Origin of the sequence: Klebsiella sp. NPDC088457, assembly GCF_044900465.1 — a bacterium.
In the GTDB taxonomy this organism is placed as follows: domain Bacteria; phylum Pseudomonadota; class Gammaproteobacteria; order Enterobacterales; family Enterobacteriaceae; genus Klebsiella.
In genome coordinates this window covers 90452-110674 of record NZ_JBJDNH010000001.1, presented here as the reverse complement: position 1 = coordinate 110674, position 20223 = coordinate 90452, and the positions used below count along the sequence as shown (strand labels likewise).

Here is a 20223-nt window from a genome sequence, read left to right as displayed (position 1 = left end):
AGCATGGAGAAAATCAATGGACGTCAGCCGCAGAAGGTTTTTTAAAATCTGCGCAGGCGGTATGGCCGGAACAACCGCTGCTGCATTGGGTTTCGCACCCAAAATGGCATTGGCTCAGGCGCGTAACTACAAATTATTGCGCGCCAAAGAGATCCGCAACACCTGCACATACTGCTCCGTGGGCTGCGGGCTATTAATGTATAGCCTCGGCGACGGCGCGAAGAACGCGAAAGAAGCCATTTATCATATCGAAGGGGACCCGGATCATCCGGTCAGCCGCGGCACGCTGTGCCCGAAAGGCGCGGGGCTGCTGGATTATGTCCACAGTGAAAACCGTCTGCGTTATCCGCAATACCGCGCGCCAGGCTCGGACAAATGGCAGCGCATTTCATGGGATGAGGCGTTCACCCGTATCGCCAGATTGATGAAAACCGACCGCGACGCCAACTTTATTGAGAAAAACGAGCAGGGCGTTACCGTCAATCGCTGGCTTTCCACCGGGATGCTGTGTGCTTCCGCAGCCAGTAATGAAACCGGTATGCTGACGCAAAAATTTGTGCGTTCTCTCGGCATGCTGGCGGTAGATAACCAGGCGCGCGTTTGACACGGACCAACGGTAGCAAGTCTTGCTCCAACATTTGGTCGCGGTGCGATGACCAACCACTGGGTTGATATCAAAAACGCTAACGTCGTGGTGGTGATGGGCGGCAATGCCGCTGAAGCCCATCCGGTGGGTTTCCGCTGGGCGATGGAGGCCAAAAACAATAACGACGCGACGCTGATCGTCGTCGACCCGCGCTTTACGCGCACGGCATCGGTGGCCGATATCTATGCGCCGATCCGCTCCGGTACCGACATTACCTTCCTGTCGGGCGTTCTGCTGTACCTGATCGAAAATAACAAAATTAATGCGGAGTACGTTAAGCATTACACCAACGCCAATCTGCTGGTACGCGAGGATTTTGCCTTCGACGATGGCCTGTTCAGCGGCTATGACGCTGAAAAACGCCAGTACGATAAATCATCATGGAACTACCAGTTTGACGAAAACGGCTTCGCCAGACGCGATGAAACCCTGACGCACCCGCGCTGCGTGTGGAACCTGCTAAAACAGCACGTTTCCCGCTACACGCCGGAAGTGGTGGAGAACATTTGCGGGACGCCGAAAGCGGACTTTCTGAAGGTTTGCGAAGTCCTGGCCGCGACCAGCGCGGCGGACCGGACCACCACCTTCCTGTATGCGCTGGGCTGGACGCAGCACACCGTCGGGGCGCAGAACATCCGCACCATGGCGATGATTCAGCTGCTGCTCGGCAACATGGGGATGGCGGGCGGCGGCGTCAACGCGCTGCGCGGACACTCCAATATCCAGGGGCTGACCGACTTAGGTCTGCTCTCGACCAGCCTGAGCGGCTACCTGAGTCTGCCGTCGGATAAACAGGCGGATCTGCAAACCTATCTTGCCGCCAGTACGCCAAAAGCGACGCTGGCCGAACAGGTGAACTACTGGAGCAACTATCCGAAGTTCTTTGTCAGCCTGATGAAATCGTTCTACGGCGATGCGGCGCGCCAGGAGAACGACTGGGGCTTTAACTGGCTGCCGAAATGGGATCAGGCTTACGACGTCATCAAGTACTTCAACATGATGGATAGCGGGAAAGTCACCGGCTATATCTGTCAGGGCTTTAACCCGGTGGCCTCCTTCCCGGATAAAAACAAAGTCGTCCGCAGCCTGAGTAAGCTCAAGTACATGGTGGTTATCGACCCGCTGGTGACGGAAACCTCTACCTTCTGGCAGAACCACGGCGAGTCGAACGACGTCAATTCCGCTGAGATTCAGACCGAAGTGTTCCGCCTGCCGTCTACCTGTTTTGCCGAAGAAGATGGCTCCATCGCCAACTCCGGGCGCTGGCTACAGTGGCACTGGAAGGGGCAGGATGCGCCAGGCGAAGCGCGTAATGACGGTGAAATTCTCGCCGGGATCTACCACCGTCTGCGCGAGATGTATCGCCGCGAAGGCGGGAAAGGCGCAGAACCGCTGCTGGCCATGAGCTGGAACTATAGGCAGCCGGAGCATCCGGAATCGGCAGAGGTCGCCAGGGAGAATAACGGCTACGCGCTCGAGGATCTTTATGACGCCAGCGGGACGCGGGTGGCGAAAAAAGGCCAGCTGCTGAGCAGTTTTGCACAGCTGCGTGACGACGGCTCAACCGCCTCTTCGTGCTGGATCTACACCGGCAGCTGGACTGAGCAGGGTAACCAGATGGCTAACCGCGATAACGCCGACCCGTCAGGCCTCGGCAATACGTTGGGCTGGGCATGGGCATGGCCGCTGAACCGCCGCGTCCTCTATAACCGCGCCTCGGCGGACATTAACGGCAAACCGTGGGATCCGCAACGGATGCTGATCCAGTGGAACGGTGTGAAGTGGCAAGGGAACGATATCCCGGACTTCAACACCGCGCCGCCGGGAAGCCGGACCGGGCCCTTTATTATGCAGCCGGAAGGTCTGGGGCGTCTGTTTGCCCTCGACAAGCTGGCGGAAGGGCCGTTCCCGGAACATTACGAACCGATGGAGACGCCGCTGGGCACCAACCCGCTGCATCCGAACGTGATTTCCAGCCCGGTCGTGCGTATCTACGAGGAAGACAGGCTGCGCTTAGGCAAGAAGGACAAGTTCCCGTATGTCGGCACCACCTATCGCCTGACCGAGCATTTCCACACCTGGACCAAGCACGCGCGGATCAACGCCATTGCGCAGCCGGAACAGTTTGTCGAAATCAGCGCAGGGCTGGCGCAGGCGAAAGGGATTGCCAACGGCGATCGGGTGACGGTCAGTAGCCAGCGCGGTTTTATTCGCGCGGTGGCGGTGGTCACCCGCCGTCTGCAAACCCTCAACGTTCACGGGCAGCAGGTGGAAACCATCGGCATTCCGCTGCACTGGGGTTTTGAAGGGGTGGCGCGTAAAGGCTATATCGCCAATACCCTGACGCCGAACGTCGGCGATTCCAATTCGCAGACGCCGGAGTATAAGGCGTTTCTGGTCAACATCGAGAAAGCGTAAGGGGCGATAACATGGCGATGGCAACACAAGACATTCTTAAACGCTCCGCGACGAATCCGCTAACCCCCGCGCCGCGCGCGCGGGACGATAAGGCTGAAGTCACCAAGTTTATTGATGTCACCTCCTGCGTAGGCTGTAAAGCCTGCCAGGTGGCCTGTTCAGAGTGGAATGATATCCGCGATGAGGTCGGGCACTGCGTCGGGGTTTACGATAACCCCGCAGACTTAAGCGCCAAATCCTGGACGGTGATGCGCTTTAGCGAAACCGAGGCGAACGGCAGGCTGGAGTGGTTAATCCGCAAGGACGGTTGCATGCACTGCGAGGATCCGGGCTGTCTGAAGGCCTGCCCGTCCGCCGGGGCGATTATCCAGTACGCCAACGGTATCGTCGATTTTCAGCAGGAAAACTGTATCGGCTGCGGCTACTGCATCGCCGGATGTCCGTTTAACGTCCCGCGCCTCAATAAAGAGGATAACCGGGTCTATAAATGCACCCTGTGCGTGGACCTCGTCAGCGTGGGCCAGGAGCCGGCCTGTGTGAAAACCTGTCCCACCGGCGCGATTCACTTCGGCAGCCGCAGGGAGATGCTGGAGGTGGCCGAGGCGCGGGTCGCCAGGCTGAAAGCCCGTGGCTACCCGCATGCCGGCATTTATAACCCGCAGGCGGTGGGCGGGACGCACGTCATCTATGTGCTGCACCACGCTGACCAGCCGGCGCTATACCACAATCTGCCGAATGAGCCGAAGATCGACACCAGCATCAATCTGTGGAAGGGGGCGCTTAAGCCGCTGTCGGCCGCCGGTTTCATCGCCACCTTTGCCGGGCTGATTTATCACTACATCGGGATTGGTCCTAACAAGGAAGTGGATGATGAGGAGGAAGAGCATGATGAATAAATCGAAAACGATCGTGCGCACGAAGTTTATCGACCGCGCCTGCCACTGGACGGTGGTGATCTGCTTCTTCCTGGTGGCGCTGTCGGGGATTTCATTCTTCTTCCCGACGCTGCAATGGCTGACGGAAACCTTCGGTACGCCGCAGATGGGGCGCATTTTGCACCCGTTCTTCGGCGTGGGCATCTTCCTCGCGCTGATGTTTATGTTCGTCCGGTTTGTCCAGCATAACATTCCGGACCGGCAGGACATTCCGTGGCTGAAGGGGATCGTTGAAGTGCTGAAGGGCAATGAACATAAAGTGGCCCGCGTCGGCAAATACAATGCCGGGCAGAAGATGATGTTCTGGACCATCATGAGCATGATTTTCGTGCTGCTGGTGAGCGGAGTGATTATCTGGCGTCCTTATTTTGCCCACGCTTTCCCGATCCAGGTCATTCGCTACAGCCTGCTGATTCATGCAACATCCGCGATCGTCCTCATTCACGCCATTCTGATCCATATGTATATGGCATTCTGGGTGCAAGGCTCCATTAAAGGGATGATCGAAGGCAAGGTGAGCCGCCGCTGGGCGCAGAAGCACCATCCGCGCTGGTATCGTGACGTTGAGCGACTGGAGGCGAAAAAAGAGAGTTCTGAAGGGATCCGCTAGTTCGATTGCGCTCTTGATAATGGCGCGACAACCGTCGCGCCACTGGCGTTGCATTGCGCGCCGCGCAGGACCTGCCGCCCAAACCGCGCGCCGAACGGCCGGGACGCAGCAAAAGCCACGCCCCGGTAGAGCGCGTGTTAATAGCGCTCGGCAATATAACGGAATGGGTAATGGGTGGTCTTAACTTTGCCAATTTTGCGTTTGGGCAATGTTACCGCTTCGCCAGGCAGGCGTTTATAAGGGATCTGTGACAGGATATGGGAAATGATATTAAGGCGAACGCGTTTTTTTTCTTCCGAACGGGCGACAAACCATGGCGCCCACGCGGTGTCCGTCGCGGCGAACATCGCATCCCGCGCCAGGGTGTAGTCATCCCAGCGGTTAAACGACAGGATATCCATCGGCGACAGTTTCCAGATCTTACGGCCATCGTCGATGCGGTCCCGCAGGCGGCGCTCCTGCTCGGCCGGGGTCACCTCCAGCCAGTATTTAAGCAGGATGATGCCGGATTCCACCATTGCGCGCTCGACCATCGGCGCCCCGGCGAGGAATTTATCGGTCTCCTCCGGAGTACAAAAGCCCATCACCCGTTCGACGCCCGCCCGGTTGTACCAGCTGCGGTCGAAAATCACCACTTCGCCTGCGGCAGGCAGGTGCGGGATGTAGCGTTGAAAATAGAGCTGAGTCTTCTCTTTATCCGTGGGCGCCGGCAGGGCGATAACCCGAAACACGCGCGGGCTCACCCGTTCGGTAATCGCTTTGATGGTGCCCCCTTTACCGGCGCCATCGCGTCCTTCGAAGACAATACACACCTTTAGCCCTTTGCTGACCACCCACTGCTGGAGTTTGACCAGCTCGACGTGAAGTTTTCGCAGCTCCCGGGCGTACGTTTTATTACCCAGCGGCGGCGCTTTTTTCGTGACCTCAGCGATGATTCTGGCGCTTTTTTTGTTGCCCATATCTGGCCTCTCCGGTTTGTCTTGTACTTTGAAGTGTAATCACGCAGCGCAAAGCGGGGGGAGAATATTGGGGCAGGCATTGCGCTGAGACCTGTACGGATGTCGCCATTTTATGGACAAACGGGTCGGCGTGGGTTTTTGTCTGGTCTGCCGCAGTTGCATGGTCAATAATGCCGGCCGAAAAGAAAAAACACGTAATTAACTGAATGAAAAAGACCCTTTTTCGTTAGCGCCTGGCACTTTCGGTCTGGGGATGGCGGAATTTGGCATTATGGGCGTATTACCGGAAATCGCTGCTAATGTACGCCCGCTACCTGCGTCGTTCCGCATAGCGGCGGGCGTATCGGGTTAAGGCGCTTGCCACGGCTCGCCGAGGGTCAGCATCAGACGGTTAGCCCAGGCAAAAAACGCCGCCGATTGCAGCAAATCGAGCTGCGCAAGCGTATCCAGGCCCTGCTGTCCAAGAGCATGCAGATGGCCTGCGTGCAGCGCGGGGGGCGTGACCGAGAGGGCGGCGGCAAAGTCTATTTCCGCCTGCCAGCGCGGCGCCTGGCCGTCGCTGAGGTTTTCTCCCGGCGTCACGGCCAGCAGCGTTTCCACCGCGGTCTCATCTTTCGCCAGCTGCGCCGCCTTGCGCGCATGTACCGACGCACAGTAAATGCAGCCGTTAATCTTGCTGGCTACCGTGGCGGCCAGCTCCCGTTCGGCGCGCGGCAGGCCGCCTGGCGTATAGAAAATCCCTTTGTCGGTCAGCGTACGTTGTTCCAGCACCGGCTGATTGCGCGCCAGCAGGCGAAAATAGGGCGAATCCGTATGGCCATATTTCGCGAGGATCGCCTGTTCGTCAGCGCTGAATTCTTCCAGCGGTTTCGCGGCGATCCACGGTTCCCAGTTCAGCTCATCGCGGGTGAATCGCACCGGCGCCGGTTTTCCGCTGACCGTGTGCGGAGTGGTATGCCAGAAGCCTGCCGCCACCGGCGTGTCGGCGCTGGCATGGGGTTTACCATTCAACAGGCGTAATCCGTTGATCAGCCGACTCTGAAAGCTGACGAAGGCGATCAGCTGGGCGAGGGTAACCACGCCGCGCAGCGTCCATCCGGCGCGGGTGAGCGTCTGCAGCGCCGAGGGCGTGGCTTCCACCGGGGTGAAGGTTAACAGGCGGGCAAACGCCAGCGCGGGGGGGAGCCGCGCCGACGTCGGATCGCCGAGGCCAAAACCGGCGTAGTGGGCGGCGAGCGCATCCGCCTGATGCAGCTTCGCCACTTTAGCCGCCACGGCAAAACGCTCATCCAGGGGAAAGTCCTCATCCTGCTGGCTGAACAGCGCTTCATAGCTGCCCTGGGCATGCCGGGTTGCCGCTTCCCTTACGGCCCGGGCTTCGGCTAATGCGGAACCCGGGGAAATTTCTGCCAGCTCTGCCAAAATATCCTGACTCAGTGTCATGGTGACTCCTTACCTTAGTTGCGGGGCAATATGCTGAGCGATCAGCTCAATGGAACGCAGCGTGTCACGGTGCGAGGGCTCAACGGAGTGCACCTGAAACGAAATATCGGTCACCCGGGAGAGCACGCTGTCCCGGGCCAGAGAGGCCTTCACATGGTCGGCATCGCCAACGTGGGCGTCGAGCTGGGAGAGGTAATCAGTGACACTGTCACCCATTATCTGCTGCCCGGCGGCGCGATGGGCGGCCGCCTGCCGGCGTAAACCCGGTTCGGCCACCTGGAGAGCATAGGCCTGACTGTCGGCGATAAAGGCGGTTCGCGAGGCAAGGATCCGCGGGGCAACGTCTGCCGGTAAAGCGTCGAGATAGGCATCGATAAGCGGATTCTGGATCGCGTCCAGCGCCAGTTCAGGCTGCCCGGCAGGGCGCGGCTGCGTGCGGGAGAGCATTAATCCGTGTCCGGCCTGGCCGGCGCGTACCGCTCCTTCGATGGAGAAAGTGGCAATCCAGATGCGTTCGGCTAACTGCGGCGCCGGCGGGTAGAGATGGTTATCGGGATGGCCCAGCGAATCGCCGCGCCAGGCGCTGTGGATCACATGCAGATGATCGGCGAAGGCCGTTGCCCGCTGCTCGCTGGTTAAGCCAAACGGCAGAAACGAGGTCGGCGTGCCGCCGGAGCCGAAGCCCACCTCCAGACGTCCATCGGCGAGTAGATCCAGCACCGCCGCATCTTCGGCAACCCGCAGCGCGTTCTCCATCGGCAGGGTAATAATAGCGGTCCCGAGGCGGATATGTTCGGTATGCGCCGCCACGTGGGCGAGAAAGACCAGCGGCGACGGCAGGCCGCCCTCGTGCTCGTGGAAGTGGTGCTGGGCGATCCATGCGCTGTCGAAGCCGAGACGTTCGGCGTGGCGAATCTGTTCGGTTGCTAGCCGGTAGCGCTCTTGCGGGGCGGCATGGTCCAGCAGGCGGGTGAAAAAGCCCAGGCGTTTACGCGTCATGCGCTCTCCTTGCTCGGTGTCAAAACGTGAGGAATCGCGGCGATGAGCTCGCGGGTATAGTCATGCTGCGGTCGGGCGAACAGGCGGCTGACCTCGCCATGTTCAACCACCCGACCGGCGCGCAACACCGTTACGCTATGGGCGATACGGCGTACCGTGGCGAGGTCGTGGGTGATAAACAGATAGGTCAGCCCCAGCTGCTGCTGCAACTGCTGCAGCAGGGCGAGAATTTGCGCCTGGACGGTGACATCCAGTGCGGAGGTGGCTTCGTCCAATACCAGGATGGTTGGGTCCAGCACCAGCGCGCGCGCAATGGCCACCCGCTGACGCTGGCCGCCGGAGAGCTCGCGGGCGGTGCGCATCAGCAGTTCCGCCGCCAGCGCGACCCGGGCGGCGACCGCCTCAACACGGGCGCGCCGCTGTGTCGGGCTTAAGGGGTCGAAGTTTTTTAGCGGCTCTTCGATGATCTCAAACAGCGTCTGCCGCGGGTCGAGTGAGGCGAACGGGTTTTGATAGACGAACTGAATTTTGCGTCGCAGCTGGCGGCGCGCCTCGCGGCTTAAATGACCGGCGTCGATACCGTCAATAGCGACCTGGCCGCTATCCGCCTGTTCAAAACCCAGCAGGATCCGCGCCAGGGTCGTTTTACCGGAGCCCGACTCGCCCACCAGGGCGTGGGTGCTGCCGCGTTTGACCTCAAAGCTCACGCTATCCAGCGCCTGCAGTTGCGAATCGCCTAAAGCAAAGCGTTTACCGATCTCTGTGATGCGGATCGCCGGGGTTGCCAGATGCTGGATACGCGGCGCGTCCGGCGTGGGAGGGGGCCCCTGCAGGTCGCTCAACAGCTGGCGGGTGTAGGCGTGCTGCGGCGTGCGTACGACATCGGCGGTCGCGCCGTGCTCCTGAATTTCGCCGTGACGAAACACCAGCAACCGATCGGCGCGCTGCGCGGCCAGCGCCAGGTCATGGGTGACAAACAGCACCGCGGTGCCGGATTCGCGACGCAACGTATCGAGCAGGTCAAGAATGCGCTTTTGTACGGTGACGTCAAGGGCGCTGGTGGGCTCATCGGCAATGATCAGATCCGGCTTCAGAGCGATAGCGATGGCGATTAACACCCGCTGTTTCATCCCGCCGGAAAGCTGGTGCGGATACTGGTAAAAACGCTGCTCCGGGTGGCTCAGACCGACTTTGCTCAACAGGGCCAGCACCTGCTGCTTACGTTCCGCAGCGCTGCTTTTCTGGTGCAGGCGCAGGATCTCCGCCACCTGCGCGCCGATAGTTTGTACCGGGTTCAGCGAGTTGCCCGGATCCTGCGGCACCAGGCTGATGCGGGTCCCACGCAGGCTATCCAGGCGTTTCCCCGTCCAGCTGCTGATATCTTCGCCGTTAATCAGAATCCGCCCGCCGTCGCGGCGGGCGTTGTCCGCCAGCAGACCGATAATCGCCTGGGCGGTGGTCGTTTTCCCGGAACCGGACTCGCCAACAAACGCCAGCATTTCACCGCGTTTGACGCTGAAGCTGACGTTGTGCACCACTTCGCGCCACTGCTGCCGCGAGCGGTAGCTGATACGCAGGTTTTCAACGCTTAATACGTTCATGAGCGGTCTCCGCTAAATTGACGACTGATGCGGTTGGCCGCCAGCACCACGGCGATCGCCGCCAGGCCGGGAAAGGTGGTCAGCCACCAGGCGGTAGAGAGATAGTTTCGCCCCTCGGCAATCAGCAGACCCCATTCCGGCACCGGCGGCGGGGTGCCGTAGCCGAGGAAGCTCAGGGTGGAGAGGGCGAGGATCGCCTGGCCGAACTGCAAGGTGGCAAAGGCCAGCACGGCGGTCAGCGAATTGGGCAAAATATGTCGCCAGAAGACGGCGAAGAATGTTCCGCCGCTGCCAAAGGCCGCTTCGACGTAGTCGCTGTGGCGCACGCGAACCACTTCTGCGCGCGCCAGGCGGGCAAAACTGGCAATCGCGGCGACGCCAACCGCGACCGCGGCATTAACGGTGCCGAAGCCGAGTAAAATGATCACCGTTAATGACAGCAACAGCGAGGGGATCGCCAGCAGGACATCCACCAGCCGCATCGCCAGCGATTCGACGCGCCCGCCGACGGCGCCGGCCAGCGTGCCGAGCGCGGTACCGATAATCAGCCCGATAGCGACCGCCGCCAGCGCGGCGGAAAGGGAATGCACCGCGCCATAAACGATGCGGGTCCACAGATCCCGCCCAAGCTGATCGGTCCCCAGCCAGTGTCCGGCCTGCGGCGCCAGACGCTGGGCGCCGGGAATGCCTTCCAGCGGGTTGTAAGCGCTGAAGAGCTGCGGCGCAGCGGCCATCAGCAGCGCGACGATCGCCACCGCCCAGGCCAGCCACAGGCCGGGCTGAATGCGCAGGCCGCGCCAGGTCGGCACCCGGCGACGGGCGGCGCTCGCGTAATCGACCAGACTCATGCTGCACCTCCGGCCAGCGCTTTCAGGCGCGGATCGAACAGCGGCATCAGCAGATCCACCAGCAGATTAATCACCACGAAGCCGAGGGCGGAAATCATCACCACCGCCTGGAGTACGGCAATATCCTGATTATTGACCGCCTGCTGGGTCAGTTGTCCCAGGCCGCCGCGGCCAAAGACGGTTTCGGTAATTAAGGCGCCGGCAATCAGCTCGCCGAGCAGCAGACCGGCGATATTCAGCGCCGGAAGCAGGGCATTGCCGATGATATGGCGCCACAGGACGCCGGTTTCGCTCATCCCCTTGGCGCGGGCGACGGCAACAAACGGCTGCGCCGCAACCCGATCGATACTGCGCATCAGGATCTGCGCCAGCGGCGCGGAAATGGGGACCGCCACGGCGATGACCGGCAGAATCAGGCCTTGTAACGGGCCGGGGTTGATCACCGGGATCCAGCGCAGCTGGAAGGAAAAAAGCTGTATCAGGGCGATACCCAACCAGAAGGTGGGCAGGGAGATAAAGAGCACCGGCAGGGACTGCAGGGCATTGCTTAACCCACGTAGGCCCGGCAGACGTGAGGCAAAAGCGAGAATAAACGCCAGTACGACCGCCAGCGCGAATGCCGGGAGCGCCAGGCTGAGCGTTTCCGGTAAATTGCTGGCGAGCAGCGTGCTGACCGCGATCCCCGCCTGCAGCGAGTAGCCAAAATCCCCTTGCAACATCGCCGTTAAGGTGTGGGCATACTGCTTCCACAGCGGACTATCGGCGCCGTAGGCGAGACGCATCTCGGCAATTTGCGCCGGACTGAGGCCCAGATCCGGGTTCTGGAACTTGATCAATACCGCATCCCCCGGCAGCACCTGCAGCAACACGAAGGAGAGGGTAAAGGCCGCCCACAGTACCAGGAGACTCTGGCCCAGCCGTTGCAGAAGATAGTGGCTCATCGCATCCCCCTTAATGCTTTTCCAGCCAGGCGCCGTAGAACGATGGTCGGCCGACCGCTTCAAAATTGACGCCCTTCACCCACGGCGCGCCGGCGAAGACCTGCGGCTCCTCAAAGACCGGGATCACGTAGGCGTTATCCAGCAGATAGCGCTGGGCGTCGCCGGTTAACTGCAGCCGTTTTTGCGGGTCGACCTCGGCGGAAATGGCGCTCAGCAGATCGTTAAGCTTATCGTCGCGGAAGGTGTGGACTTTGTCGCTGGAGCCGCCTTTTTGCAGCAGGGCGTCGCGGTTGTCGGGGAAGAACATGCTCTTCACCACGTCCGGGTCGGCGCGGCCGACCTCGGAAACGGTCAGCGGGGTTTTCAGCGGGTCAAGGCTATCGAGGGTGCGGCTGCCGGCGTCGCCCGCCTTCACGCTCAATGCCGCGCCGACCTGGCGCCACTGCTGGGCAATCAGCTGCAGCACCTCTTTGTTTTGCGGCTGCGGCAGAGATTCATAGACCGTCAGCGCCAGGCGCTGGCCATCTTTGACCCGGATGCCGTCGGCCGCCGGTTTCCAGCCGGCCTCGTCGAGCAGTCGTCTGGATTTCGCCTGATCGAAGGTCAGCTTGTCGCTGAGGTTGACGTATCCCGCCGCGCTACTGGCGATGGCGGAAGTCGCCTGCGGATAGTTGGCGGAGAATAGCGTATCGACCACCTGTCTGGCGTTGGTGGCGTGCAGCAGCGCCTGGCGCACGCGCAGGTCGGAAACCAGCGGGTTATCCGGGCGGAAGCTGAGGCTGTCATTCACCCCGCGGGTTGGCGCGGCGTAAATCGTGAAGCCCTGGTCGGTGGCCTGTTTCTCATCGTAGGCCTGCACCTGGCGGATGAAGTCGGCCTGGCCGGCCAGTAAAGCGCCGATACGCACGCTATCTTCCGGCGTGACGATAAAGGTAATCCCGTCGAGATTGGCGGGGCCCTGTTGTGCCAGGTTTTTCGGCCCCCACTGGTAATCCTTACGCGCGACCAGCGTCAGCTCGCGCCCGGGTTTTTCCTCTTTTACCGTAAATGGGCCGGAGCCGATGATATTGCGCGCGTCGCCGAGCTCTTCAAAATTACGCGCCAGCGTACTGAGGGAAACCAGCCCGGAACCGATGGTGGCCGTGCCCTGCAGGAAGCCGGGGGAGGGTTTTTTGAAGTAGAATTTCACCGTTAACGGATCGATGACTTCACTATGGTCGTAGTTGTTGATGACTTCGGACACCGGCAGACGGTGGGCTTTATTCCCCAGCCCATAGGTATCAAAGTTTTTGGCCACCGCGTTGGCGTCCAGCGGGGTGCCGTCGGAGAAGGTCACCCCGGGGCGCAGGGTGAAGGTGTATTCGGTTTTATCGGCGTTGGTGGTCCAGCTTTCAGCGATCCACGGCTCGACCTGCAGCGTTTTCGGGTTCTGCCAGGTCAGCTTATCGGTTATCTGATTCAGCACGCCGCCGTTGGGGTAAAAGCCTCCGGCCGGCGGGTAGAGGTTGGTATGCGGCTGTTGCTCCAGGTAGATTAATGTTCCGCCCTTGACCGGCGTGTCGGCGGCCCAGACGGAAAAAGCGCCTGACAAAAAAAGGGCTGCCAGCGCGGGCAGGCGAAAACGGCTTTGCATGGTGAATTCCTTTGTTATCTATTGTCTTGCCATCATCGGGCGCGGATATTGACAAAGGAACCAAGGAATTGCGCTAAGCATTTGCGGAAAAGGCATTTGCCGCCTGTATCCGCCATACCTCGGGTTGCGGTTGGTTGACGACATTCGTTCACCCGAAATGCTTACCGGAGTCAGCTCATCGGGATTCGCTCACCTGCTGCCTGCCACGCGAAGTATGGCGCTATCAACGGAAACCAGCCATTTCATCATTGTGCGGTTAGTCGGTGCGTTTAAGATGATGAAAACGGCCTCCCGGTAGCCGGAGAGACCGCGACGATCAGCGGCGGAAATCGATAACCATACGGCCGCGAATCTGCCCCAGCTCCATCTCTTTAAAGATGGCGTTGATATCGCCCAGCGGGCGGAGCGTGACTTTCGGCACCACTTTCCCTTCGGCGGCAAACTGGAAAGCTTCGGTCAGATCCTGACGGGTGCCGACCAGCGAACCCACCACTTCGATGCCATCCAGCACCAGACGAGGAATATCGAGGCTCATCGCTTCCGGCGGCAGGCCGACGGCGACAACGCGTCCACCGGCGCGTACGGCATCAACGGCGGAGTTGAACGCCGCTTTCGCGACGGCGGTGACCACCGCGGCGTGCGCCCCACCGGTTTTTTCCTGAATAAGCTTCGCGGCATCTTCGCTGCGGGAGTTAATGGTGAGATCGGCACCCATTTCAGCGGCCAGCTGCAGCTGCGCATCGTTAACGTCAATGGCGATCGCTTTGGCATTAAAGACGTTTTTAGCATATTGCAGCGCCAGGTTACCGAGACCGCCAAGACCGTAAATGGCAATCCATTGTCCCGGTTTGATATGCGAGACCTTCACCGCTTTATAGGTGGTGACGCCGGCGCAGGTAATGCTGCTGGCCGCCGCGGAGTCGAGCCCATCAGGCACTTTTACCGCGTAGTTGGCGGTGACGATGCACTCTTCGGCCATACCGCCGTCAACGCTATAGCCGGCATTTTTTACCGAGCGACACAGCGTTTCGTTGCCGCTGTTACAGTAATCGCAGTGCCCACAGCCCTCAAAGAACCACGCCACGCTGGCGCGGTCACCAGGCTTCAGAGAGGTGACGCCCGGCCCCACCTGCTGAACGATACCGACCCCTTCATGACCGAGGATGACCCCGGTTTTATCGCCAAAATCACCGTTTTTCACGTGCAGGTCGGTGTGGCACACGCCACAGCATTCCATTTTCAGCAGCGCCTCTCCATGTTGCAGCGGACGCAGCGTTTTTTCCGTCACATTGACCTGGCGATCGTGGGTGACAACGGCAGCCTTCATATCTACTCCTTGAAATTTGAGGAAAAAGTGGTGGTGCTTATTTGTTAATAATACTCATTAAGAGTTGGTCATTATGATGGATAACGCAAGTTTAGTAGTTGTATATGTGGTGTTATTCAGCACGAATAGTGCAAAACTCGAACATTATTCAATGTTGTGGCTGTTAATATTGATGAAATGTGGTGGTCATATTCCTTTCATGACTTAATGGCAGGCTGTAGCTGGCAAATTTCTTATAACAACAGAGTGATAATCCAATGCATCTGGTAAAAACAGCGCTCGCCGCTATGCTTTTTCTCTCCGCCGCCGCCGAGGCCCATAACGTGCTGGATTTTCCGCAGCCGGATAACAACCCGGAAGAGTTCTATGCGGTTACCGAAATCCCGGCGGGCGGTATCATCAAGTATGAAACCGACGCCAAAACCGGGTTTATTATTGCCGACCGCTTCCAGTCTATGCCGGTCGCCTATCCGGCAAACTACGGTTCGTTGACTCAATCGCTGGCCGGGGATGGCGATCCGCTGGACGTGGTGTTTTATACGCGCGCGCCGATGGCGCCAGGCACGCTGATTAAGCTGCGGGCGATCGGGGTGCTGAAGATGATCGATGGTGGAGAGAAAGACGATAAGATCATCGCCGTACCGACCAGCAAAATCGACCCAACCTACGATGACATCAAAAGTTTCAGCGATCTGCCGAAAATGGAGCAGGAGCGGCTGCAGGCCTTTTTCCGCGTTTACAAGCAATTACCGGACGGCCGGAAAAAAGTGGAGCTGAACGGCTTTAACGATGCCGAAACGGCGAAGCAGGAGATCAAACAGGCGTGGGATGCCTGGAAAGAGAAAAATCCGCAATAAAATAAAAACGGGCGTCACCGGGCGCCTGTTATTTTTTATTTCTGCCTCCAGCCCATCTTGCCAATTTTCATCCTCATTAAAGCCGTCGTTACCGGTGTAAAACGCCAGCGGGGCGGCCGGCGCCCCGGGTTGACAGCACGCCAGGGATGATGGTTGTATTATACAACTATAAATTATTCTGTCCCCAATCCTATGACTCATACCGCACTGATTAACGAAATACGCCGCGCTTCACGCCTGATGGTCCGTGAACTCGGATTTATGCATACGACGCTGGCGGCAACCGATTATTCGCCTTCCGCGGTACACACGCTGCTGGAGATATCGGTTCGCGGCGCGATGACCGCCGCCCAGCTGGTTCAGCTCCTTGGCCTGGAGAAATCGAGCGTCAGTCGCATGCTCTCCCGGCTGCTCGCCGCGGGAGAGCTGCAGGAAAAGCCGGTCGTTAATGACGGGCGCCTGAAACAGCTTGAGCTGACGGAGAAAGGGCGGCGGACCGTGAGCCGGATTAACGACTACGCGGCGATGCGGGTGGCGACTGCCCTTGCGCATCTTGACCCCGCGCAGCAGAACGGCGTGGCGCAAGGGCTGACGACCTACGCGCAGGCGCTGGAGAAGTGTCGCGGTGAGCCGCTTTCCGCTGAGGGAAAAAGCATTGAGATCGTCACCGGCTATCGCCCTGGCATGATTGGCCGCATCGCGCAGATGCACGGCGAGTATTATGCGCGGCACCATGGGTTTGGCCATTTTTTTGAAGGCAAGGTGGCTAGCGGGCTGGCGGAGTTCGCTGCCCGACTGGCGGGCGAGCGTAATCAAATCTGGCTGGCTATACAGGGCGGGGAAATCGTCGGCTCGGTGGCTATTGATGGCGAGGATTTGGGCAACAATGAGGCCCATCTGCGCTGGTTTATTCTTGATGACAGCTGTCGGGGAAACGGGGTCGGCAGACGTTTGCTGAGAGAGGCGATGGCTTTTTGCGATCGCGCTGAGTTTTCCGCCGTTCAGCTTTGGACCTTCAGCGGCCTGAACGCTGCCCGCAGGCTCTATGAATCTTTCGGCTTTACGCTGCATAAAGAGTGGCAGGGCGAGCAATGGGGAATGATGATGACCGAGCAGCAATTTAGCCGACGGGGACCGGCGACACCCGGCGCCTGACCCGCAGCCGCGCCCGGGAAACCAATCCGGCTAAGGTACAACCCTTAGCCGGCGGTGGGGCTTAACTCAGACGGGCGTGAATTGCCGCGATCTCCTCGCGCCATTGCGCCTGTAGCTGGGGCTTCTGGTGCTTCGGCTTACGCATGATATCGTCTGCCAGCCGCTGTTCCAGGGCGATTAACCGTTCCAGAAGCGCATCGTTATCCTCGGCCTGCGCCACGAACGTCGCTATCGGCGCTGGCGCTCCGCTCCGGCGAGCGGCGCTACGCAGACGGGCATAGACGTCGTCGGCGCTGGGCCATTCGCTCAGCCCGGCATCATCAATCAGCCAGAAGCGGTTACAGCTCTGACCGATCAGCTGGCGATCGTGGCTGACCAGCAGCAGGCCGCCCGGGTAGTCCCGCAGTGAGGCGGCCAGCGCCTCTTTGCCCTCCATATCCAGGTGGTTGGTAGGTTCATCCAGCAGTAGCAGGCTATAGCGCGCCAGCGACAGGCCGACAAACAGCAGCCGGGAGCGTTCGCCCCCGCTGAGGGTACTGACCCGCTGGCCGTGCCGGCTCCAGGCGAAACCGGCGGAAATCAGCGCCCGCTTGCGCACTTCCGGGGCGGCGGCGAAGGCTTCCAGCGCCTCGAGCAGGGTTGCGCTGTCTTTCAACTGATGCAGCGACTGGTCATAGTATCCGGCGTTTAAACGCGGATGCAGACGTAGCCCCTCGTCGGCGACCGGTTGCTGTATCTGCCGCCAGAGCAGGCGCAGTAGCGATGATTTCCCCCCGCCGTTACGGCCCATAATCGCCACCCGATCGCCGCTGCGCAGGCGCGCCAGCTCAGCGGTGAACAGAGCCGGCAGCCCCGGCGCCGGAGGGACCGGCAGCTGTTCCATCTCCAGCAGACGATCGGCGCGCAGGGCGTCACCGTGCAACGCCAGCCGCCACGGCGTTCCGGCGCTCAGCTCGGTTTTACTCTCCTTCAGGCGCGTGACCTGTTTTTCCATCTGTTTAGCTTTGCGCGCGAGATCTTCGTTGTCATAAACCTGTCCCCAGGTCGCTAGCCGTCGGGCGCTGGCGGTAACGCGGTCGATCTCTTTTTGCTCAGCCTTGTACCGCAGGGCATCGCTTGCATCCTGCTCCTGCAGCGCCTGACGGGCGGCGCTGCAGGGAAGAGAGAAGGCGTGCAGGGTGTTGTCGCGCAGGATCCAACTGCTATTAGTTACAGCATCCAGTAAGAGATTATCATGCGCCACCAGAACGAAGCTCCCCTGCCAGGTTTGCAGGAAGCTTTCCAGCCACAACAGGGTCGGGAGATCGAGATGATTACCGGGTTCATCCAGCAGCAGCAGGTCGGGCTGCTGAATTAACGCCCTGGCGAGCAGCAGCCGGGTATGCTGCCCGCCGCTCAGGGTCGCGGCCTTCCGGGTGAATTCCGCGGGGCTAAACCCCATTTCCGCCAGCAGACGTTCCGCCTGCCAGCGCTGATGCTCCCGTCCGGCGGCGGGAAGGCGCGCCAGAACCCCCTGAACCAGCGATTGCTGCCGTAGCGCGTCGGGTAAATGTTGCTCAACCCGCGCCAGCAGGCAATGGTGCGCCAGCGCAATGCTCCCGGCGTTTGGCGTCAGCGTACCGTCCAGCACCTGCAGCAGGGTGCTTTTGCCACAACCGTTGTAGCCGATCAGGCCAATACGGTCGCCTTGTTTTAGGGTCAGGGAGAGGTCGGTGAACAGCGGACCGAATGCCGTTTCAACATGCAGAGATTGCGCGGTTAATAATGTGCTCATAGTGAACTTACTCAAGAGTTACAGGCATGAAAATGCCTCGTCAAACATCGCTGACGATAACCCGGTAAGCCCGAGGGAAGGGAATTAAGGTCGTTGGTCTTCGCTCAAGCTGAAGTTATCGCAGCACGATACCGATAACGCTTGAGCGGGTACGATGACCAAATGTCAGTGAAAAAATAGATATTTCACGTAACGGCATTGGGGTCCTCCTTTTTTATTCAGCAAGTGGTCAGGTGCAGGCAGTGTAGAAGCAGAACGGGGGTCTGGCTAGCCGCTAAAGATAGTGGGCGCCGCGGAAAGTAAAACGGGCCTGCTGTCAGGCCCGTTAGCGCTGGAGATCAATCAGATCGATGTCCGGCGGTAGTTGCGATACTCCGGTAACCAGAAGTTATCGTTAATCGCCTGTAACAGCGCTTCTGCCGAGGTTTTCACCGCCACGCCTTGCTCCTGCGCGACCTTGCCGACCGCAAAGGCGATAGCCCGCGATACGGTTTGAATGTCTTTCAGTTCCGGTAGCACCGGGCCTTCGCCGTTGTTCACCAGCGGGGAGTGTTTCGCCAGCGTTTCACTGGCGGCCATCAGCATGTCGTCAGTGACCCGTGACGCGCCGGAGGCGATAACGCCGAGGCCGATGCCGGGGAAAATATAGGAGTTGTTGCACTGGGCAATGACGTACTGCTTATCTTTCAGCGTAACCGGCGCAAACGGGCTGCCGGTGGCAACCAGCGCTTCACCGTCGGTCCAGCTAAGAATATTCTGCGGCGTGGCCTCCACGCGGGAGGTCGGGTTCGACAGCGGCATCACGATCGGCCGCGGGCAGTGCTTATGCATCTCGCGAATAATCTCTTCCGTGAACAGCCCCGGCTGACCTGAAACGCCGATCAGAATATTCGGTTTGACGTTGCGCACGACATCCAGCAGGGAAAGGACCTCGTTAGTGGTGTCCCACTGCTGCAGATTTTCCCGCTTCTGGACCAGTTTGCTCTGGAACGGCAGCAGGTTCGGCATCCCATCGGTTAGCAGACCGAAACGATCGACCATAAACACGCGCTGACGGGCTTCTTCTTCGCTTAACCCCTCGCGCTGGATCTGGGCGATGATCTGCTCGGCAATACCGCAGCCGGCGGAACCGGCGCCGAGGAAGACGATTTTCTGCTCACTCAGCTGCCCGCCCGCGCCGCGACTGGCGGCAATCAGCGTACCCACGGTCACCGACGCGGTGCCCTGGATATCATCATTAAACGAGCAGATTTCATTGCGGTAGCGGTTGAGCAGCGGCATCGCGTTCTTCTGCGCGAAGTCTTCGAACTGCAGTAGAACATCCGGCCAGCGGTGCTTAATCGCCTGGATAACATCATCGACGAACGTGTAATACTCGTCGTCGGTCACGCGCGGATGACGCCAGCCCATATACAGCGGATCGTCGAGCAGCTGTTGGTTGTTGGTCCCCACGTCCAGCACGATCGGCAGGGTGTAGGCCGGGCTGATACCGCCGCAGGTGGTGTACAGCGAAAGCTTACCGATCGGGATCCCCATCCCGCCGATACCCTGGTCGCCCAGACCGAGAATACGTTCTCCGTCGGTGACCACGATGACTTTCACGTTGTGGTTCGGCACGTTTTGCAGGATATCGTCGAGGTTGTGCCGGTTCTGATAGGAGATAAACACGCCACGGGAGCGGCGGTAAATCTCAGAGAAGCGTTCGCAGGCGGCGCCGACCGTCGGGGTATAAATGACCGGCATCATCTCATCGAGATGGTTGCCAATCAGTCGATAAAACAAGGTTTCGTTGGTGTCCTGGATGTTGCGCAGGTAAATATGCTTGTCGATCTCAGTTTTAAACCCCTGATACTGGATCCATGCGCGTTCAGCTTGTTCTTCTATTGTTTCAACAACTTCTGGCAGCAGGCCGAGCAGGTTAAAGCTGCTGCGCTCTTCCATGCTGAAGGCGCTACCTTTGTTGAGAAGGGGAAATTCGAGCAGAACGGGACCAGCGTAGGGGATATACAGAGAACGGTTTTTCTTATGGGTGAATTGCATCGCACTAACTCCTTGATGTTCACTTCAGACCCGAGCG

15 protein-coding genes and 1 pseudogene are annotated in these 20223 nt (G+C 59.6%); 6 read left to right on the top strand and 10 right to left on the bottom strand.

The features are described from left to right. The first annotated feature begins 16 nt into the window (after positions 1 to 16). From fdnG to fdnI, 3 genes are read left to right on the top strand one after another with little or no spacing between them, the layout of a single operon-like run. Positions 17 to 3064, top strand: a complete 3048-nt coding sequence (gene fdnG, locus ACI2JR_RS00480) for a formate dehydrogenase-N subunit alpha (RefSeq protein WP_462477563.1) — start codon at positions 17 to 19, stop codon at positions 3062 to 3064. Positions 3065 to 3075: 11 nt separating this feature from the next. Beyond that, positions 3076 to 3960: a formate dehydrogenase subunit beta gene (gene fdxH, locus ACI2JR_RS00475; RefSeq protein ID WP_462477562.1), complete on the top strand. Its 885-nt coding sequence runs from the start codon at positions 3076 to 3078 to the stop codon at positions 3958 to 3960. Continuing rightward, the gene (gene fdnI, locus ACI2JR_RS00470) at positions 3953 to 4609 is read left to right on the top strand and encodes a formate dehydrogenase-N subunit gamma (RefSeq protein WP_462477727.1); all 657 of its coding nucleotides are present in this window, start codon (positions 3953 to 3955) and stop codon (positions 4607 to 4609) included. Before fdxH ends, fdnI begins: the two co-directional genes overlap by 8 nt. Before the next feature lie 137 nt (positions 4610 to 4746). On the opposite strand, the gene ppk2 is transcribed toward fdnI, so the two are convergent. Continuing rightward, positions 4747 to 5568: a polyphosphate kinase 2 gene (gene ppk2, locus ACI2JR_RS00465; RefSeq protein ID WP_132730921.1), complete on the bottom strand. Its 822-nt coding sequence runs from the start codon at positions 5566 to 5568 to the stop codon at positions 4747 to 4749. Between the two features lie 202 nt (positions 5569 to 5770). Between ppk2 and ACI2JR_RS00460 the strand changes: the two are divergent. Next, a pseudogene (locus ACI2JR_RS00460) lies at positions 5771 to 5872 on the top strand (hypothetical protein); the annotation flags it as partial. 44 nt (positions 5873 to 5916) lie between these two features. Here ACI2JR_RS00460 and ACI2JR_RS00455 read toward each other — a convergent pair. The 7 genes from ACI2JR_RS00455 to adhP all read right to left on the bottom strand — a co-directional run bounded on the left by ACI2JR_RS00455 (position 5917) and on the right by adhP (position 14360). Next, positions 5917 to 7011, bottom strand: a complete 1095-nt coding sequence (locus tag ACI2JR_RS00455) for an alkylhydroperoxidase domain protein (protein ID WP_462477561.1) — start codon at positions 7009 to 7011, stop codon at positions 5917 to 5919. Positions 7012 to 7020: 9 nt separating this feature from the next. After that, positions 7021 to 8010, bottom strand: a complete 990-nt coding sequence (locus ACI2JR_RS00450; protein WP_132730923.1) for a putative FMN-dependent luciferase-like monooxygenase — start codon at positions 8008 to 8010, stop codon at positions 7021 to 7023. Then, the gene (locus tag ACI2JR_RS00445; protein WP_462477560.1) at positions 8007 to 9611 is read right to left on the bottom strand and encodes a dipeptide ABC transporter ATP-binding protein; all 1605 of its coding nucleotides are present in this window, start codon (positions 9609 to 9611) and stop codon (positions 8007 to 8009) included. Before ACI2JR_RS00445 ends, ACI2JR_RS00450 begins: the two co-directional genes overlap by 4 nt. Continuing rightward, positions 9608 to 10459 carry an ABC transporter permease gene (locus ACI2JR_RS00440; RefSeq protein WP_132730925.1) on the bottom strand — a complete coding sequence of 284 codons (852 nt, stop codon included), beginning with the start codon at positions 10457 to 10459 and terminating at the stop codon, positions 9608 to 9610. The genes ACI2JR_RS00445 and ACI2JR_RS00440 overlap by 4 nt, the downstream gene beginning before the upstream one ends. Continuing rightward, positions 10456 to 11400 (bottom strand): ABC transporter permease, encoded by a 945-nt coding sequence (locus ACI2JR_RS00435; protein ID WP_132730926.1) that lies wholly within the window; start codon positions 11398 to 11400, stop codon positions 10456 to 10458. Before ACI2JR_RS00435 ends, ACI2JR_RS00440 begins: the two co-directional genes overlap by 4 nt. Before the next feature lie 10 nt (positions 11401 to 11410). Further along, the gene (locus tag ACI2JR_RS00430; RefSeq protein WP_132730927.1) at positions 11411 to 13033 is read right to left on the bottom strand and encodes a TIGR04028 family ABC transporter substrate-binding protein; all 1623 of its coding nucleotides are present in this window, start codon (positions 13031 to 13033) and stop codon (positions 11411 to 11413) included. Between the two features lie 316 nt (positions 13034 to 13349). Further along, the gene (gene adhP, locus ACI2JR_RS00425) at positions 13350 to 14360 is read right to left on the bottom strand and encodes an alcohol dehydrogenase AdhP (protein WP_462477559.1); all 1011 of its coding nucleotides are present in this window, start codon (positions 14358 to 14360) and stop codon (positions 13350 to 13352) included. Between the two features lie 257 nt (positions 14361 to 14617). Here adhP and ACI2JR_RS00420 point away from each other — a divergent pair, with 257 nt between their 5' ends. Next, positions 14618 to 15217 carry an inorganic diphosphatase gene (locus ACI2JR_RS00420; RefSeq protein WP_462477558.1) on the top strand — a complete coding sequence of 200 codons (600 nt, stop codon included), beginning with the start codon at positions 14618 to 14620 and terminating at the stop codon, positions 15215 to 15217. Positions 15218 to 15409: 192 nt separating this feature from the next. Then, positions 15410 to 16372, top strand: a complete 963-nt coding sequence (locus ACI2JR_RS00415) for a bifunctional helix-turn-helix transcriptional regulator/GNAT family N-acetyltransferase (RefSeq protein WP_132730929.1) — start codon at positions 15410 to 15412, stop codon at positions 16370 to 16372. A gap of 61 nt (positions 16373 to 16433) precedes the next feature. On the opposite strand, the gene ACI2JR_RS00410 is transcribed toward ACI2JR_RS00415, so the two are convergent. Then, on the bottom strand, positions 16434 to 18146 hold the full coding sequence (locus ACI2JR_RS00410) for an ABC-F family ATP-binding cassette domain-containing protein (RefSeq protein ID WP_462477557.1): 1713 nt from the start codon (positions 18144 to 18146) through the stop codon (positions 16434 to 16436). 342 nt (positions 18147 to 18488) lie between these two features. Next, complete coding sequence (locus tag ACI2JR_RS00405; RefSeq protein ID WP_462477556.1) at positions 18489 to 20186, bottom strand: NAD-dependent malic enzyme; 1698 nt, start codon at positions 20184 to 20186, stop codon at positions 18489 to 18491. Positions 20187 to 20223: the final 37 nt, after the last annotated feature.